This is a genomic window from Yersinia aldovae ATCC 35236, assembly GCF_000173735.1.
Lineage (GTDB): Bacteria > Pseudomonadota > Gammaproteobacteria > Enterobacterales > Enterobacteriaceae > Yersinia > Yersinia aldovae.
Genome location: NZ_ACCB01000017.1, coordinates 20,249 through 38,275 on the forward strand (window position 1 = coordinate 20,249; position 18,027 = coordinate 38,275).

Sequence of the window (18,027 nt, forward strand, 5' to 3'; positions counted from 1 at the left end):
TATAGTCGGGTAAGGCGGTTGGACTTAGCCTGACAATTTCAGACATTAAGGAAGGTCGGCAATGCAATATCATCGTATCCCCCACAGTACATTAGAAGTCAGCCTGCTGGGTCTGGGCACCATGACGTTTGGTGAACAAAACAGTGAAGCCGATGCCCATGCGCAACTGGATTATGCCGTTGCAGCCGGTATTAATCTGATCGATACCGCAGAAATGTATCCGGTTCCGCCAAAGCCAGAAACCCAGGGCTTAACCGAGCAATACATCGGTAGCTGGATCAAAGCCCGTGGTAGCCGAGATAAAATCATTTTAGCCAGCAAAGTCTCCGGGCCATCACGGGGTAACGATCAACCCATTCGCCCTAATATGGCACTAGATCGACAAAACATCCGTAAAGCGCTGGAAGACAGCCTTAAACGCCTCAATACCGACTATATCGATCTTTATCAGTTACATTGGCCGCAACGGGAAACCAACTGTTTCGGTAAGCTTAATTATCGTTACAGCGAGAATACGGTACCTGTCACCTTACTGGAAACGCTGGAAGCGCTGAACGAGCAGGTGCGCGCCGGTAAAATCCGCTATATCGGCGTATCAAATGAAACACCTTGGGGCGTGATGCGTTATCTGAAATTGGCAGATAAACATGATTTACCGCGTATCGTCTCGATTCAAAACCCCTACAGTTTGCTTAACCGCAGCTTTGAAGTGGGTCTGGCGGAAATCAGCCAGCACGAAGGGGTTGAGCTATTAGCCTATTCCAGTTTGGCGTTTGGTACTCTGAGTGGCAAATATCTCAATGGGGCACAACCCGCTAGCGCGCGTAATACTTTGTATAGCCGCTTTACTCGCTATACCGGCTCGCAAGCGCAATTAGCCGTGGCTGAATATGTTGCGCTGGCGCAACGCTACGGGCTGGATCCGGCTCAAATGGCACTGGCTTTTGTACGCCAGCAACCGTTCGTTGCCAGCACCCTGTTGGGTGCCACCTCGATGGCACAACTGAAAAGTAATATTGATAGTCAGGATGTCATTCTCAGCCAGGAAGTGCTCACTGCCTTGGAAGAGATCCACACCCGCTTTACCTTCCCTGCACCTTAATTCTGTCCCTATTTAAATAGCACAAAGGCCGCTAATGCGGCCTTCCGTTTATGTTGCTGGATCATTTAGCGACTTTACGCCGCTGTTGCCGCCACTGCCAGCCCCACAGCAAGGCAATTGCCAAAGCGAATATCACGCCAAAACCAATACCGACGGCCACCACTGGCACACCGAGTTTGACGACCACGGAGTACAACCCCAGCATCAGCAACATCGCGGTGTTTTCACCGAGATTTTGCACCGCAATGGCATTGCCCGCACCGACACTATTTTTACCGCGCTCCTGCAATAAGGCATTTAGCGGCACCACAAAGAAGCCACCCAAGATCCCGATAATGATCAATAACAAATACGCCATTGGCATACTGTGTTGCAGTGAGAAAATAGCCACAGCGACACCAATCAATACCCCTGCCGGTAAACAACGCTTCACCGTTTTGAGTGTTACAAAGCGCGCCGCAGCCCCTGCCCCCAACACAATCCCGACAGCTACCATGGCATTTAACAGGGTTGGCGTCGCGTTATCAGCAATTCCTAGCGCCACCGGCACCCATAAGACCAGCAGGAAGCGCAGTGTAACCCCCGCGCCCCAGAACAGACTGGTGCCCGCCAGTGAGAAGCGCGTTTCACCATCCCGCCAGAGGATCTGGCACGCGGAGAGGAAATTGCCTGTCATCGCGCGCGGCTGCCATGAGCGACCTGAGCGTGCGGCGCTCAGCCGAGGAATAAACAAATTAGCGACCACGGCAATGGCATAAACCAGCGCACAAACACCCAGTGCTGCCATTAAATGCCAGTCTGCCAGCACACCACCGGCCACCGAACCCAACAAAATGGCAGCAATGGTGGAGGCTTCCATCATGCCGTTAGCTTTCACTAACTGCTCGCCGGAGGTAATCTCCCCCAAAATACCGTATTTAGCCGGTGAATAGGCCGCAGCACCTATCCCCACCAGACTGTAGCCAAGAAACGGGTTCAGGCCAAAACAGATCACTAATGCCCCCGCCAATTTCAGGCCATTAGCGAACATCATCACCCGCCCTTTGGCAAAGCTGTCAGCAACTTGCCCGACAAACGGCGCAAGAATGATGTAAGTCGCGACAAAAGCCATTTGTAAAATCGGCTGGCTCCAGTCGGGATACAACTGCTGCTTAATCAGTGCCAGAGTGGCAAATAGCAGTGCATTATCGCCAAAAGCAGAAAAAAACTGGGCGCAGAGGACGGCAACCATCCCTCGGGATAACAACGGTTTGTCAGTTAATACTTGCTGATTCATACGCTCATCTCCGGATCTTCCGCCATCTTGCTTAACGTCACAAAGTCAGGTTTGCCACTGCCAAGCAACGGCAAGGTTTTCACTAACCGAATATCACGGGGAACCGCCAATTCCGGCACACCGCACTCGCGCGCCGCTTTGATTAAGCGATCGCGGGTAATATCGCTGTCGGTAGTAAACAGCACCAAAGCCTCACCTTTTGCACTGCAAGTTTTAGCCGCCGCTGCATGTTGCCCCTGCGGTGAAACTCGCAGTGCCAGTTGTTCGACACCTTCTAACGACACCATCTCACCGGCCAACTTAGCAAAACGCTTCATCCGGCCACGAATCGCACAGAATCCTTGATCGTCAAGAGTGACAATATCGCCGGTATCATACCAACCGTCTTCGCGTTCACCCTGCGCATTCTCCGCCACCGGTTGTTCCAATATCCCCGGATGCTCAACCCGCAAGTAGCCACGCATAATATTGGGGCCACGTAATTGCAAACGCCCACCCTGCTCGATGCCCGGTACTTTAATTAGCCGTGCCTCCATGCCCGGCAGAATTCGCCCAACGGTATTAACTTTCGCCGCCATAGGCACATTGATTGCCACCACCGGCGCACACTCGGTAACACCATACCCTTCGAGAATGCGAATCCCGAACTTATCCTGCCAAATCTGTTTGGTACTGTCGGCCAGTTTTTCCGCACCGGCAACCACATAACGCAAGCGGGCAAAATCATACGGATGGGCGAAGCGGGCGTAATTACCGAGGAAGGTTGAAGTACCAAACAGCACCGTACAGTTGCGGTCATACACCAGTTCAGGAACGATGCGATAATGCAGCGGGCTAGGATAAAGGAATACCCGGCTGCCGGTCATTAATGGTGTGAATAAACCGACAGTCAGGCCAAAAGCATGAAACAGCGGCAGTGACGACATAAAACGATCACGCGGTGTAAAGTCTGCAATAGTGCGAATTTGCTCAACGTTTGCCAATAAACTGGCGTGAGAATGTACCACGCCTTTCGGGTTACCTTCTGAACCGGAGGTAAACAAAATCAAAGCACTATCATTGGCTTGTTGTGGCACCATTGCCCGACGCGGGCAGCATAAATGCAGTAAAATCCATAATTTATCAACCAGCGTAACCGTATCTTTTAAATCTTCCAGATAGACCCAATTTGCCTCAGTGACTTGCTCTGGCAGATGTGTCAGCTTACCTTTTTCTAAAAACTGGCGTGATGTAACAATGGTTTTCAACGAGGCGGCGGTAATCGCACTCTTCAGCCCTTTGGCTCCAGAGGTGTAATTTAGCAACGCAGGAATACGCCCCCGCAGCGAAGCACCAAAAATCGCCGCCGCAGTGATGGTGGCATTCGGCAGTAGCATCCCTACATGCTCACCTTGCGCGGTGAAGCGTTGCAGTATTCGGCTGACACCGAGCGTTTTTTTCAGCAGCGTTTGATAACTGTCTTCTTTAAATGCGATATCTTCGATACAGGGTTTAAAGCGCCCATAGCGCGTTTGTGCGGCTAGCAATGCTTCAAATAGCGTTTCGCGTGGCACGATAGCCATGCGTGCCGCCATCATAATGGCATGTAAGCGCTCACCCGCCAGCACCCGGCGATCGCGGGCGCGTGGAGCTTGTGGCATAGGTAAGGTGGTGGCCGGTAACACATGAATACTTATTTTTGGAAACCAACGCACGTTGAGCACGTCCTTCAAGCGGCCAAAGCGCGTGAACTCTGGGCCTTCCAAGCGAATCGGCACCACGGTTGCGCCTGACTTGGCAGCAATAAATGCCGCGCCATCATAGATCTTCATCAATGATCCGGTCACGGTGATACGCCCTTCCGGAAAAACCACCACCGGCCGCCCCTGTTCTACCATCCGCACCAGATGTTTAATGGCCATCGGCTTGGTCGGGTCCAGTGTGACAAAATCGATATAAGGCCGTAACCTGCGCATATACCAACTGTCAGTAATACTGGAATAGACCGCGAATACCGGCTTAATCGGCAAAAAAAGCACCAGTAATACGCCGTCGAGAAAAGAGACATGATTAGGAGTAATTAGCAGTTTTTTATGGGAAAACTGATCAGTTACCCCCTTAATGGTGACACGAAATAACCCACGAAAAAGAGTGCGTAGCAAGCGGTAAGCCATGTCTATTTCTCTATAAGTCGATGAATATGATAAGGAGAGAATACTATAAGAGAGGCTGTTTTATCGCTAAGATCACGCTGAGAACGAGGGGAGAAAACAGAAAATAAAAAAAAACCTACGCATCTGCGTAGGTCGGTGCAAATAAAAAACTGGCTTCAAACACACAGCGTATGTTGATTATTCACCAATTAATACCTCTGGGATGATCACTTTAGCGGTTTCAGCCAAATCACAGCCAGCGTTGAATCGCAACATTTACGTGCAAAGTGTAACCAGTGGTGAACAATGTCAAAATGGCGAAATAGGTTTGTAATTCATTAGGCTATATTACCGTTATTACCGCGTAAGTTGCTCACCTAAACTTGGTAGTTGCCGGTGGGCAAACCAGGGGATGGATATAGTTTTGTCAATTTAACCGCCCCTAAAATAGTATTCACTGCACCATAAAACCAAAGCACCATGTCGACTGAATGTAACCGATTTATACTAACGCGCGTCCACAGGTGATATCCCTATTTTCCATTTCTTTGGTTTTTCTCATCAAGTTGCGATCTTCCCCCCTTGCGGGCGCAGCTCTTTTCCGCAAAACTGAGTGATGTAAGCGATTACCCTGAAAATCTTTGGAAGAAAAATGGCCACTATTAAGGATGTTGCCAAGCTGGCGGGTGTTTCCGTCGCGACGGTATCTCGTGTTATCAATAATTCCCCCAAGGCCAGTGAAGCATCACGCATGGCGGTAGGTAACGCTATGGAACAATTGCAGTATCACCCGAATGCCAATGCCCGCGCGCTGGCTCAACAATCGACAGAAACCGTCGGCATGATTGTTTCTGATGTCTCCGATCCCTTCTTTGGTTCGATGGTAAAAGCGGTTGAACAGGTGGCTTATGCCACAGGTAACTTCCTGCTAATTGGTAACGGTTACCATGACGAAGAGAAAGAGCGTCAGGCCATTGAGCAATTGATTCGCCATCGCTGCGCAGCCTTAGTGGTTCACGCCAAAAAGCTTTCCGATGAAGAACTAACCTCATTAATGCAGCAAATCCCTGGAATGGTATTGATTAACCGTACCCTGCCCGGTTTCGAAACCCGCTGTGTGGCACTGGATGACCGCTATGGTGCCTGGCTGGCAACACGGCATCTGATTCAGCAAGGGCATAAACGAATCGCAATTATTTGCTCCAATCATCAGATTTCTGATGCCATTGATCGCCTGCAAGGCTATCTGGATGCACTGAAAGAGTTTGATATCCCAGTCGATGATCGTTTAATTGCCTACGGCACACCGGATGAAATTGGCGGGGAACATGCCATGACCGACCTACTTGGTCGCGGCAAACATTTCACCGCAGTGACCTGCTATAACGACTCAATGGCAGCTGGCGCACTCTCTGTTCTCAGTGATAACAGCATTGAAGTGCCACAGGAGATCTCACTAATAGGCTTTGATGATGTATTGATCTCGCGTTATTTACGCCCACGCTTGACCACGATCCGTTATCCCGTGGTGGCGATGGCAACACAAGCAGCAAAGCTGGCATTGGCGCTTGCCAATAAAACGCCGCTGCCTGAAATTACCAATATGTTTAGCCCGACACTGGTACGCCGCCACTCGGTTGCCAGCCCACAACCCTCAACAGATGACTGAGATATATCGATAACAAAGATAACCCGGCCTGCGCTATGCTAAACTGCCGCTATATCCGGTAGTTACGACCCAGCTAAGAGGTTTACCATTGATGGTCACGATGTTGGATGTCTCTTTGCGTGCAGGTGTCTCAAAAGCCACGGTTTCCCGCGTGCTCAATGGCACCGGTCAGGTCAAAGAAAGCACCCGAAAAGCGGTGTTCAACGCGATGGATGAACTGGGTTATCGCCCGAACTTTCTCGCGCAATCGTTGGCGAATAAAAGCTCCAATAGCATTGGATTAGTGGTTTCCAATTTTGATGGTCCCTATTTTGGCCGCCTGCTGCGCCGTGCGGCAAAACTGACTGAAGCCAGTGGTAAACATCTTATCGTTACCGACGGCCATGATACGCCGGAAGGTGAGCAGCAAGCAGTAAGGCTGCTGGCTGATCGACGCTGTGACGCCATTATCCTCTACACCCGTTTTATGTCTGAAACTGATTTAATGCAGTTACTTTCCAGCCTGCCAACACCGTTGATGGTGATTAACCGCGATTTGCCACAGTTGCGCGAGCGCTGTGTGTTTTTTGAGCAACAACAAGCCGCCTTTGACGCCGTCACTTATCTTATCCAGCAAGGCCATCGTGATATTGCCTGTATCACCGGCCCTATCACCACGCCGACGGCACAGTCGCGCCTTGCCGGTTATCAGCAGGCACTGGCAGAGCAGGGAATTACATTGGATAAGGATCTCATAGCCTACGGTGATAGTAGCGTGCCAGGGGGTTATGACGGATGTCAGGTGTTATTAGCACGCAATATCCCGTTCAGCGCGCTGTTTGCCAACAATGACGATATGACCATCGGAGCAATGAAGGCGCTCAATCAGGCAGGTAAAAGATTACCGCAGGATGTGTCGTTATTTGGTTTTGATGACGAACCCAGCGCACCCTACCTACAACCCGCGCTTTCAACCGTTTACCTGCCGATTGATGCGATGATTGAAGCGGCCATTACCCAAGCGTTGAAGCTGATTGCCGGCCAAGAAGTACACCCACTGGCACCGTTTATCGGCGAGTTGAAACTGCGCGAATCCGTGGTGCCAGGGCCATATTACGGTCAAAGCTGACGGTAAAATTAAACCAATTCTAATGCAATAAGCTCTTCGATAGTTTGGCGGCGGCGGATCAAGCGCGGCACTCCTCGCTCAAACAGCACTTCCGGTAACAGCGGGCGACTGTTGTAGTTGGAAGACATGGATGCACCGTAAGCGCCAGTATCGTGAAAGACCAGATAATCGCCAATGTGGGCGTTTGGCAATTGACGCGTCTCCAGTGCGCCCCCCGCTTCCTGCGTGAACACATCACCCGATTCGCACAACGGCCCAGCAATAACCGTATCAATCAATGGATCAGAATTCAGATCACGCCCATCAGCAGGCAGCAGTGAAATATGATGGTAGCTGCCATACAACGCAGGACGCATCAAATCATTGAATCCGGCATCGACCAGCACATAGTGGCGATTGCCCATATTCTTCACCGCCCGCACCTGTGCAATTAACACCCCTGACTCTGCGACCAAAAAGCGGCCCGGTTCAATTTCAAGGCTGACTGGGTGGCCGAGATGAGCAGCAATTCTCTCTCTGGCATCATTCCACAAGCCATAGTAATGCTGGGTATCAATCTTATCTGCATCACCAAACTGGTAGGGAATCGATAACCCACCGCCCGCAGAAATCGCGCTGATATCCTGCCCAAGGGCGATCACTTGTTGCACCATCGCATCACAGACTTGTTCCAGATGTTGATAGTCCACACCAGAACCAATGTGCATATGAATACCTATCAGCGTCAAACCATATTGCTGAACCTTCTCAATGGCTTGTGGCAAGTCTTTATACCAGATACCGTGTTTACTGTTCTCACCGCCGGTATTGGTTTTCTGGCTGTGACCATGACCAAAACCCGGATTGATCCGTAACCACACCGGATGACCGCGCTTTGTTTGTCCCAATTGGTCCAGCATGTCGATTGAACCGGCATTCACCGGAATATCTAGCGCCGTCACTCGTGATAACGTCGCTTCATCCAGCAGATCGGCGGTAAACACAATCTCGGCAGGCTCCTGCCCCGGTTGGAAGCCAGCACAGATAGCTCGCTCAATCTCCCCCAGCGATACTGAATCAACTTTGACACCCTGCTCACGCATCAATCGCAGAATATGAATATTCGAGCAGGCTTTTTGCGCGAAACGGATAACATCAAATTGGCGTAATTGGTTAATACGTTCAGCAATCACATCGCCATCATAAGCCCAAACCGGGCAGCCAAAACGCGCGGGTAATGCCATCAGATTCTGAGCGGTGAGTGCAGTCGAGGTATCGTTAAGTGCGCGCGGCATGGGTATTCCCTCATAATCGAGCTATCAATATGTTTGGCGAACCAACGTGATTTCGCAGATACCGTAGTATTAGCCACCGGTGGCGGGTTATGAAAATATCTATTTACCCTGAGTCTATTCATTTATGATATGGGTTATATTTTTCAGTCGCCCACGCTGGAGTGTTGTGATGGCCGCCATTTCCCTACGACAAATCGAGATTTTTCATGGTGTCATGACCACCGGCAATCTGACAGAAGCCGCGTTACTGCTGCAAACGTCACAACCTACCGTCAGCCGCGAGTTGGCGCGGTTTGAACAATTGGTGCAACTCAGGCTGTTTGATCGGGTACGTGGCCGCCTTTATCCGACGGTGCAAGGGCTGCGGCTCTTTGAGGAGGTCCAACGCTCTTATTACGGACTTGATCGTATTAAACAGGCCGCACAGGGGATTCGCCAATTCCAACATGCACAGCTTTCTATTGCCTGCCTGCCGGTATTCTCTCAATCATTGCTGCCTGCGGTATGTAAGCCCTTTATGGACAGATACCCGGAAGTGAGCCTGAACGTGATTCCGCAGGAGTCCCCCTTATTGGAAGAGTGGCTTTCGGCCCAGCGCCATGACCTTGGCCTGACGGAAAACGCCCAGACGCCGGCGGGAACCGTGCGCCATCCCCTGATGACCCTTAATGAAGTTTGTGTATTACCCCATGACCATCCATTGCAGAGCAAATCGGTACTGACACCACAGGATTTTGCAGGGGAGAATTTTATCAGCTTGTCGGTCACCGACAGTTACCGGCAGCTACTAGATAGCCTGTTTACCGATGAAAAGATCAATCGCCGCTTAGTGATGGAAACCCACAGTGCGGCCTCAATTTGTGCCATGGTACGCGAAGGCGTTGGTGTCTCAATAGTCAACCCACTAACGGCACTGGATTACATTAGTAAAGGGGCTGGCGAAGGGGTGTGCGTGCGGCCATTCAGTATCGAAATTCCTTTTACAATCAGCTTGATTCAACCGATACACCGCCCATCCTCGGCATTAGTCGATACTTTTATCGAACACTTAAAACAGCAGGCAGTCACTTTCCAGAATCGTCTGGCGGCAGTGATTGCCCACTAGCATTTATTCCTTGCTCCCTCGAGCGCGGGAAAAGGTAAACAGGCACAGCAACAAGCCGATAACCGCCAGTGCGGCGGCCGCCAGCGGCACAGCCGTTAACCCCAACCCTTGAGCAATGACCACCCCGCCAACCCATGCGCCCAAAGCATTACCGACATTAAACGCAGCAATATTGAGCGTCGACACAAGATTGGGCGCTTTCTTGCCATAAGTAACCACGTTAATTTGCAAAGCGGGTACTGCTGAAAACGCCGCTGCTGACCATAAGAACAACGTCACTTCCGCCGCCAGCCAGGAGCTGCTGGTCCAACTGAACAGCACAGAAAAGAGAGCAATCAACAAAAATGTCATGGTCAGGCTGACGGAAAGACGCCAATCGGCTAACCGGCCACCGACGATATTACCGAGTGTCAGGCCAACACCCATCAACAACAAGGTCCAACTGACACCATGCTCTGATACATGAGTCACTTCGGTTAAAATAGGGGCGATATAGGTAAACAGAGCAAACATCGCGGCAGCAAAAAAAACCGTCATTAACAAAGAGAGCCAGATCCCACCACCACGCAGAGCGGCTATCTCCTTGCGTAACTCGGTCGGTGCTTCCTGTTGCGACGATGGCAGCTTACTGTACAGTGCGGCCAGTGAAAACAGGCCGATAACCGATACCACCCAAAATGTGGAACGCCAACCAAAAGCCTGCCCTAGCGCTGTCCCCAACGGAACACCCAGCACATTTGCCAACGTCAAACCGGTAAACATTAAAGCCACCGCAGAAGCCCGCCGGTTGGGTGCAACCAGATTCGCAGCAACCACCGCACCGATACCAAAGAAGGCTCCATGACACAAGGCGGTAATGACCCGAGCCAACATCAGGAAATCGTAGCTGTAGGCTAACGCACACATCAGGTTGCCGATGATAAAGATCACCATTAACAATAGCAGTGTCTTTTTACGCGGCAGTTTTGCCGTCAAAACCGCCATAATCGGTGCACCAATGGCAACACCCAGCGCATAACCACTGATTAACCAACCCGCCGTTGGAATTGATACCTGCAAATCACCGGCCACCTGAGGCAATAATCCCATAATGACAAATTCGGTAGTCCCAATAGCAAAGGCACACAGTGCCAACGCCAGCAGCGCAACAGGCATAATACAAGCTCCCAGGCAGATCAAAAGAATGCCAGTTACGATTAATTAACCGACATGATGCAGTTGGTAGAAAAAGAGGAAAAGATTATATCGTAGCTGGCGGATAACGCAGCAATAACCCTATATTCCGCCATACTTCAAGTGGCATAGCAGCTACAGCTTCAGATAAGCAGAGTTAAGCCAGCCGGGATTGGTTGCAAACCACTCAACCAGAAAATCTAACATTGTCCTCAATGCTGCTGGCATCTGTCGTCGCGAAGTATAGATGCCGTAAATACCCATCGCCTGCGGTTGATAATCCGGCAATAACCGAACCAAATCCCCACTCGCGATATAGGGTGCGGCAGAATAACAGGGTTGCAAACTAATACCCGCCCCTTCCAGAGCGCCATTCAGTAAAACCACCGACTCATTGGCACACAGATTGCCGCTCACTGCGACCACTGATTTCTCTCCCTGCAAATCAAAATTCCAGAGACTTTTGCCGAAATAAGAGTAAGTCAGGCAGTTGTGTACCGCCAGATCAGGGGGTGTTCGCGGAATGCCCTGCCGTGACAGGTAGGCAGGCGCAGCGCAGACCACTGAATGACAAGTCGAAAGTGGCCGGGCTATCAGGTTAGGATCTAACTCATTGGTGATGCGTAATGCGAGGTCAATACGTTCCTCTACCAGATTGATGGCACGGTTATTCATCTGCAAATCCACAGCAACTTGCGGATAAAGGCGCAAATAATCAGTGACCGCAATCACCAGCGCGCTCTGCCCGAGTGACTGAGAACAACTGATACGCAGCAAACCACTCAGCACATCATGCTCAAGCCCCTCCGCCATATCCTGAGCGAACTCAAGCATCTGGCGGCAGCGTTCCAGAGTTGCTTCACCGGCATGGGTCAGGCTCAGTTTTCGCGTTGTCCGATGCAATAACCGCGCTCCCGCCCATCGCTCCATCTCAGCCAGATAACGGGTCACCATCGCCCGTGACATCGCCAATGCATCAGCAGCGGCAATCATACTACCGCGTTCAACAATCGCGACAAACACCTCAGCAGCCGTGACTCTATCCATGATTAGCTCGATTTAAGCAACAAACAATTGCTTATTATCCGGTTTTTCTATCAATTAATGCAATCTATTATCTACCCCATACCCAATCACTCTTCAGGAAAACCGATATGTTTAACAAAACACTATTACAAATGACCTTTGCTGGCCTGGCGACATTCGCCGCCGTCTCAACCGCCAGCGCGGCTGAACCACTGAAAATGGAAGTTTATAATCCGGGCGAGAAGAGTATCTTCCCTGTCTCGTCTGAAATCATCAGTGGCAAAACTGAAGTCGCCTTAATTGACGCACAATTTCAACGCAATGACGCTGAAGCGCTGATTAAAAAAATCCAACAAAGTGGTAAAAAGCTCACCACTATTTATATTAGTCAGGCTGATCCTGATTTCTATTTTGGTTTGGATATCATCACCAAGGCATTCCCTCAAGCCAAGGTGATCGCAACACCGCAAACAATTGAAGAAATTAAAGCAACAAAAGAGGGAAAATTGGCCTATTGGGGACCGATTCTGAAAGAAAATGCACCGAGCAGTGTGATTGTTCCTGAAGCATTGCAAGGTAAGAGTTTCACCGTCGATGGGCAAAAAATTGAAGTTGAAGGCCTTGATGGGCCATCGCCTGAGAAAACGTTTGTTTGGATACCCTCATTAAAAGCGGTGGTTGGCGGTGTCGCGGTATCCGGTAATATCCACCTGTGGGTTGCTGATACCCAAACAGCAGAGTCACGCCAGCATTGGCTGACGACACTGGAAAAAATCAAAGCCTTAAAACCAGTGACAGTTGTACCAGGCCATTATCTGGATAACGCACCGCAAACATTGGCATCAGTGACATTTACCCAGAACTATTTAACTACATTAAATAAAGAAATTCCTAAAGCCAAAAATTCCGCTGAACTTATTGCTGCGATGAAAAAACATTATCCTCAGCTGAAAGACGAGTCCAGTTTGGAACTCAGCGCCAAAGTATTAAAAAACGAAATGAAATGGCCGCAGTAGTTTCACTTTAAGCACAAGAATTAAGGAACACATGATGTCCGGTATAATTTTGCACTATATTTTCGACCCGCTATGCGGTTGGTGTTATGGCGCAACACCATTGGTAAAAGCGGCACAAAACATGCCAAACCTGACGCTTAAATTACACGCAGGTGGCATGATGTCGGGGCCGAACCGCCGCCAGATCGATAGCCAGTGGCGTGGCTATGTCATGCCTCACGATAAACGTATTGCTGAACTGACCGGGCAGATTTTTGGTGACAACTATTTTAACCGTCTACTAAATGATACCTCCGCGATCATGGACTCTACACCACCGATCGCCGCGATTCTGGCGGCGGAGGCGCTTGCCGGACGCGGAGTGAGTATGCTCCATCGTATTCAAACAGCTCATTATATAGAAGGCCGCCGTATTGCTGATGTTCCTATTCTGGTCGACATTGCCACTGAGATCGGACTGGATAGCCAGACGTTTATCGAGAACTTTAATGCGGCTCTAAAAACCTCAGCAGAACATATTGCTGAAAGTCGCGCTTTGCTCGCAAAAGTGTCAGGACACGGCTTCCCGACATTTTTATTGCAGGACGCGCAAGGGAAATTAAGTGTTCTGCCAGCGAATCACTACTACGGTAACCCATCCGGGTGGAAAGAGATGCTAATGGACACATCATGTACCAACGCGTGTTAGTAAACGGGGGCTATCCACTGGGTGCCCCAAGGATTGCTGCAAAAAAAGAGTATTAGCGTTTAAACGATAAAAAATAGGATAGCTCACATCATAGGGCGTATTCAGAGAATAGTTTAAACGCTGATCATTTGCGTTGATTATCGACATAGATAACACCTTACCAACAAAAATGTTTTTCTTAATATCGACAACACTAAATAAAATATGGCGTCTTGCAACGAGTAGGTTATTACTGTCATAAACATCAGCCGATGAGTTTATGTCTCGACTCATAATACTGACCCGAGAGAAGATATGATACTTACCTTTTAATGTATTTAAAACATGCTTAATCTCCCAATACCCTTCAATATCTTTCATTGGGTGTAAATATGAATAATAGGCCCCGCTCCCCCACCCTGTTATACAACCAATGAAAGCGCACACAAAAAATCGTGCAATTATATTTTCTCGCATGCTAAAGCCCCCTCATAAACCTGACAAACAATATAATCACCATTCTCCCTCTTTTTTAACAAAACATAAGGTTCACGTTGATAAGAAGACAAAAAATTTGCATCAATAACCTTATCCAAATTTATTAAGATGGGTAAAGATTTAACATCGACCACTTTCACTTGATGATGATCATATGACAATAAAAATAAAATAATGAAGCAAGATAATAGCGTTGCCAGAGTTACCTTAAGATCAAAAAAATCAATACCACGGAGAAACGATTTGCGTCTCTCACCTGCAACATTGCCTAACACTACGTTTTTAATGACAGGAGTATCACTGGTAGAAAATTAGGTTTCACCCCAAACTATACCCTTTTGGGAATAGTAATAACTAACTCATGGTTTTTGTCATCAAGGGCATTACGCAAGTTACTGATCGTTTGGGTCAAAGTATTATCGGTCACATAACTTCCTGTCCATATCTCCTTTTCAATTACCTCGCGAGATATGGAGTCAGGATAATGGTGGCAAAGTAAAGTGAGAATTTCAGATTCTTTATTTCTTATTTTTGTATCATTCCCACTCCGACTAACCACTCTCTTTTTTGGTGTAAATAGAATATCACCAATTATTATTTCACTCATTTAACCTCTCATATATCATCGCTATATAAATTAAAGTAACAAAAAAAACACCAAAAGACACTCACTCACAAACATAAATAAATCTAGAAGTGATAGTTATTACATAAAACCAATAGCGAGATATATATGACAATGAAAATATTAGAAGTATCCATGTTAATTATCATTCTTACATCAAAGAATGCATCATCTAATGAACCCAAGATCTGTTTTTATGAAGATGATAACTATCATGGTGAACACATATGCATGAACCAAGGCGACAACATCAAAAATTTACCCATGAATTTAAATGATAAATTTTCGTCAATAAGGATTCCTTTTGGAATGGAAGCAATTGTATACAAAGATAATAAATACTCCGGAATAAAATACAAACTAACTAGAAACATGAATATAGACGAGTTGGCCAAACTTGGTCTTAATGATGAAATCAGTTCATTTAGAGTAATGCCAGCCAGCTGCTTCTATTCACTGTCTAACTTTACTGGTGACGGTATCTGTTTATCCACGGGAAGAGAATTAGATATATACAATGAAAATAAATCAAGAATGAAAAATAACACTCAAGTCCTTTCCGTTTTAAACGATAATATTGAATCAATAACAGTCCCCGAAAATAATCAAGTGATAATATATGAAAGTGATAATTTTGGTGGTAACTTCTATGAGCTTACGGAGAATATAGACTACAACATGCTGTTAAAAATAGGAATGACCGAGGAAATAAGCAGTATAAAAACGAGTGGATGGTCAGGACTAAAATGTAATTTAAACTGTATAATAATAAATGCTCAGCATCTCAGTCTTCCAGCGATATTTGGAGAGGTTTGGCATGAAGAACGACTGCCTAATAAGCAGTTAATACTTAGTTTTGACACTCAAACTAAAAATGAAGAGTTCATTGTCACCATAGGAAGCCAGTTAATAGTATCAGTGAATAAGAATGAGATAATAATAGATAACTTAGAAGGAAATAGTGAGATATCGTTCTACAGAAATAATAACACTGAAAACTTGGCAATGATATTTCAAATAAGCAGTAATCAAATACAGATCATGCACATGGAAATATTTAACGAAATGGCTATTCATGCAACACCTTTAATATCTTATAACTTTGACACTGAGAATGAAACCACAGCAACCCTTACGATTAAAAACTTAAACAATGATGAACCATTGATAATTAATAAGGCAATTGCGATGGCAGACAGCGGGCAAAGTTGGTCTAAAAGAGATGGATTTGGAAAAGTTGCTTGTTGGTCTAACCCATTTTTAAATATATATAATTACATTGTGCAGGGCCGTTGTAATCAGCTAGATGTAATTATAAATAATATATCTAAATATTTTCAGGATGATCATAAAGGAAAGTCCTTACATGTTGCGGGTGAAGCTGTGCCAATAACACCAACTGAAACAGCCAAAATACCACAGGATACACCTGCTCAACTGTCCCTCATTTATATTTATAGTAACCTTAATAAGCAATCCATCTCGCTACCAGCAACAGCCAAAGCATGTAGAGTTTCAATCTATCCACTCATATCAGCACGCCAGCTTAGACAAATTCGCCCAGCCTGTATTACATGGACATTAGAAGTACTGACTGATTTCACCTTACTTTTTGGCAGTAATCTGGATACTTGGAATGCTGATTTTTTTGGAGAGGTCATCGACTCAATAATTCAGAATGGCGATACAGGCAGTAAGGTAAAAGACAAAGAAATTGAGACTCGACTCATTCAAGGCGTTACCGCTCAAGTGGCATTACAATCTCCTCAAGAGAGCGCCACGCATTTCAAAACTGCATTTGATTATGCACAACTCAGTTATGCTAATTATCTAACCCGTAACGATAGTCCATTAGCGGCATCGCCACCACAAGCAGTAGAACAATTGCTACTTGGTATATATGAGTTAGACCTCGATAATTATACGTATCAGGAAACTATTCCACGTATTCTTGAGCAGGGCCATTGGGTTCTTCATCCTGAATTAACATTTGAAGTGGAGATTATTGAAATACCCACCCCAATAGAGCAAGAGCTTGCATCTGCGTCTGGCACAAACGTCAGCCTTGTGCAAAATGAATCTGTTTACCAACATATAAGTAGGACGGCCGCTTTATGGGCCTCATATTATGAATCAAGCCAAATGCCAACCGATCCAAGTGATAAAGAAATCGATGAATATACTAGCATTACCCATGCAGGGCGAATCGTCACCGGTATAATTCAGCGGCGCTTGAAGATCCGCAGAGGAGGTGAAGTTTATGTCGTCGTCAAGCTACGCGGAGAAATTATTACTATTGCCTTAGCCGATCGTTTTCTCAGTAGTCATGATGTCGAATTAGTTGCCACCGCAACAAACCCACACTATGTTTTAAACCCTAATGCAGATAATACTATTCGCGAAGGAGGAACTGTAGCAGCAAGACATCTGGCGCGATATTTAAAGAAAAGAGGAGCTCGCGCCCTCATAGCAGAGGTTATTTCACAGCCATCAGCACGAGTGAAACAGAAAGTTGGTTTCAATTTTAAAGAAGAATTTTAGAATAAAAAATCCAGATATAATCATCATAAAAATAAGATAGCAAAGCCTATTACCATAGCATTTTTATAACAAAATAAAATATGGCGGTATAAATAACAATACAGTGAAAGCTTATCGTTCGACGACGACACTATCCCCCCTGACAATAACAGCCATAAAATATTCTGTATATTTATGTTATACTTTCCTTATTAAATAACTGTATAAATAGCGAAAATACGTTATCACATGGTATAAATACCGAATAATAGCCTTTCTAAAATGGCATAATTAGAGATATATTTATTGGATTAACATTCAAGCAGCATAATAGTATACCATAAAAATAAACATATCTAATTACCACTCAAAACAGAGTCAATTAACAACATGATTAATATATAGTTTAATATAACAACCTACTATCACACATGGCTTTTTAACATGCTGTTATATTTAAGAGGATATCAGCCATAACATGCCCTTTCTCCCTGTCTTCATGCCAATATACATCTGCTTTATAAAGTTCTACTCCTTTGTCATATAGAATAACTTCTAGCATATCTAACAGGTCAGAGAACATTGCAGATTCAATATTTATTGATAGCTTATTTCTGGATATAAAAATAAGCTCGAATGCAATCTTATGATAACTAAGTAACTCAGATATTTTTTTCTGAATACTGTACTTTCTCTCATCATCTAAGTAGATATGGCAGATAGGTTTTAGTTTAAACTTTTCCACTCTGGTTGAGTGTCTTATTATTTCATTATTTAACAAATCATAACCTTGTAATAATTTATTATTATTGTTATCCATAAAAAAACCAACCATG

14 protein-coding genes and 1 pseudogene are annotated in these 18,027 nt (G+C 46.4%); 7 read left to right on the top strand and 8 right to left on the bottom strand.

Features of this window, described 5'->3' with window-relative positions:
• The first annotated feature begins 61 nt into the window (after window positions 1-61).
• Window positions 62-1,102 carry an NADP(H)-dependent aldo-keto reductase gene (locus YALDO0001_RS09830; RefSeq protein WP_004702574.1) on the top strand — a complete coding sequence of 347 codons (1,041 nt, stop codon included), beginning with the start codon at window positions 62-64 and terminating at the stop codon, window positions 1,100-1,102.
• A gap of 61 nt (window positions 1,103-1,163) precedes the next feature.
• Here YALDO0001_RS09830 and lplT read toward each other — a convergent pair whose 3' ends face one another.
• Both lplT and aas read right to left on the bottom strand, forming a co-directional pair.
• Window positions 1,164-2,378, bottom strand: coding sequence for a lysophospholipid transporter LplT (gene lplT, locus YALDO0001_RS09835; RefSeq protein ID WP_042839687.1), 1,215 nt, complete (start codon window positions 2,376-2,378; stop codon window positions 1,164-1,166).
• On the bottom strand, window positions 2,375-4,531 hold the full coding sequence (aas, locus tag YALDO0001_RS09840) for a bifunctional acyl-ACP--phospholipid O-acyltransferase/long-chain-fatty-acid--ACP ligase (RefSeq protein ID WP_004702578.1): 2,157 nt from the start codon (window positions 4,529-4,531) through the stop codon (window positions 2,375-2,377). The genes lplT and aas overlap by 4 nt, the downstream gene beginning before the upstream one ends.
• A gap of 631 nt (window positions 4,532-5,162) precedes the next feature.
• On the opposite strand from aas, the gene galR reads away from it, so the two are divergent.
• Entirely contained in the window at window positions 5,163-6,179 is a 1,017-nt protein-coding gene (galR, locus tag YALDO0001_RS09845) for an HTH-type transcriptional regulator GalR (protein WP_004702580.1), read from the top strand.
• Between the two features lie 91 nt (window positions 6,180-6,270).
• Window positions 6,271-7,287 carry a LacI family DNA-binding transcriptional regulator gene (locus YALDO0001_RS09850; protein WP_004702584.1) on the top strand — a complete coding sequence of 339 codons (1,017 nt, stop codon included), beginning with the start codon at window positions 6,271-6,273 and terminating at the stop codon, window positions 7,285-7,287.
• A gap of 8 nt (window positions 7,288-7,295) precedes the next feature.
• Here YALDO0001_RS09850 and lysA read toward each other — a convergent pair whose 3' ends face one another.
• Window positions 7,296-8,561, bottom strand: coding sequence for a diaminopimelate decarboxylase (lysA, locus tag YALDO0001_RS09855; RefSeq protein WP_004702587.1), 1,266 nt, complete (start codon window positions 8,559-8,561; stop codon window positions 7,296-7,298).
• Window positions 8,562-8,730: 169 nt separating this feature from the next.
• On the opposite strand from lysA, the gene YALDO0001_RS09860 reads away from it, so the two are divergent.
• Complete coding sequence (locus tag YALDO0001_RS09860) at window positions 8,731-9,666, top strand: LysR family transcriptional regulator (protein WP_042546767.1); 936 nt, start codon at window positions 8,731-8,733, stop codon at window positions 9,664-9,666.
• A gap of 3 nt (window positions 9,667-9,669) precedes the next feature.
• On the opposite strand, the gene YALDO0001_RS09865 is transcribed toward YALDO0001_RS09860, so the two are convergent.
• Window positions 9,670-10,821: an MFS transporter gene (locus YALDO0001_RS09865; protein ID WP_004702590.1), complete on the bottom strand. Its 1,152-nt coding sequence runs from the start codon at window positions 10,819-10,821 to the stop codon at window positions 9,670-9,672.
• A gap of 153 nt (window positions 10,822-10,974) precedes the next feature.
• The gene (locus YALDO0001_RS09870) at window positions 10,975-11,886 is read right to left on the bottom strand and encodes a LysR family transcriptional regulator (RefSeq protein WP_004702592.1); all 912 of its coding nucleotides are present in this window, start codon (window positions 11,884-11,886) and stop codon (window positions 10,975-10,977) included.
• Window positions 11,887-11,993: 107 nt separating this feature from the next.
• Here YALDO0001_RS09870 and YALDO0001_RS09875 point away from each other — a divergent pair, with 107 nt between their 5' ends.
• Entirely contained in the window at window positions 11,994-12,881 is an 888-nt protein-coding gene (locus YALDO0001_RS09875; RefSeq protein ID WP_004702594.1) for an MBL fold metallo-hydrolase, read from the top strand.
• A gap of 34 nt (window positions 12,882-12,915) precedes the next feature.
• On the top strand, window positions 12,916-13,569 hold the full coding sequence (locus YALDO0001_RS09880; RefSeq protein ID WP_042839689.1) for a DsbA family protein: 654 nt from the start codon (window positions 12,916-12,918) through the stop codon (window positions 13,567-13,569).
• On the opposite strand, the gene YALDO0001_RS09885 is transcribed toward YALDO0001_RS09880, so the two are convergent.
• Window positions 13,549-14,025, bottom strand: a complete 477-nt coding sequence (locus tag YALDO0001_RS09885; RefSeq protein WP_042546772.1) for a hypothetical protein — start codon at window positions 14,023-14,025, stop codon at window positions 13,549-13,551. The two genes, YALDO0001_RS09880 and YALDO0001_RS09885, sit on opposite strands and share 21 nt — an antisense overlap.
• Window positions 14,010-14,653: pseudogene (locus YALDO0001_RS22370) on the bottom strand (winged helix-turn-helix domain-containing protein). Before YALDO0001_RS22370 ends, YALDO0001_RS09885 begins: the two are co-directional and overlap by 16 nt.
• Window positions 14,654-14,779: 126 nt before the next feature.
• Between YALDO0001_RS22370 and YALDO0001_RS09895 the strand changes: the two are divergent.
• On the top strand, window positions 14,780-17,212 hold the full coding sequence (locus tag YALDO0001_RS09895; protein WP_004702601.1) for a peptidase inhibitor family I36 protein: 2,433 nt from the start codon (window positions 14,780-14,782) through the stop codon (window positions 17,210-17,212).
• A gap of 418 nt (window positions 17,213-17,630) precedes the next feature.
• Here the strand turns inward: YALDO0001_RS09895 and YALDO0001_RS09900 are convergent, their stop codons facing one another.
• Window positions 17,631-18,011, bottom strand: a complete 381-nt coding sequence (locus tag YALDO0001_RS09900; protein WP_042839690.1) for a hypothetical protein — start codon at window positions 18,009-18,011, stop codon at window positions 17,631-17,633.
• Window positions 18,012-18,027 lie beyond the last annotated feature (16 nt).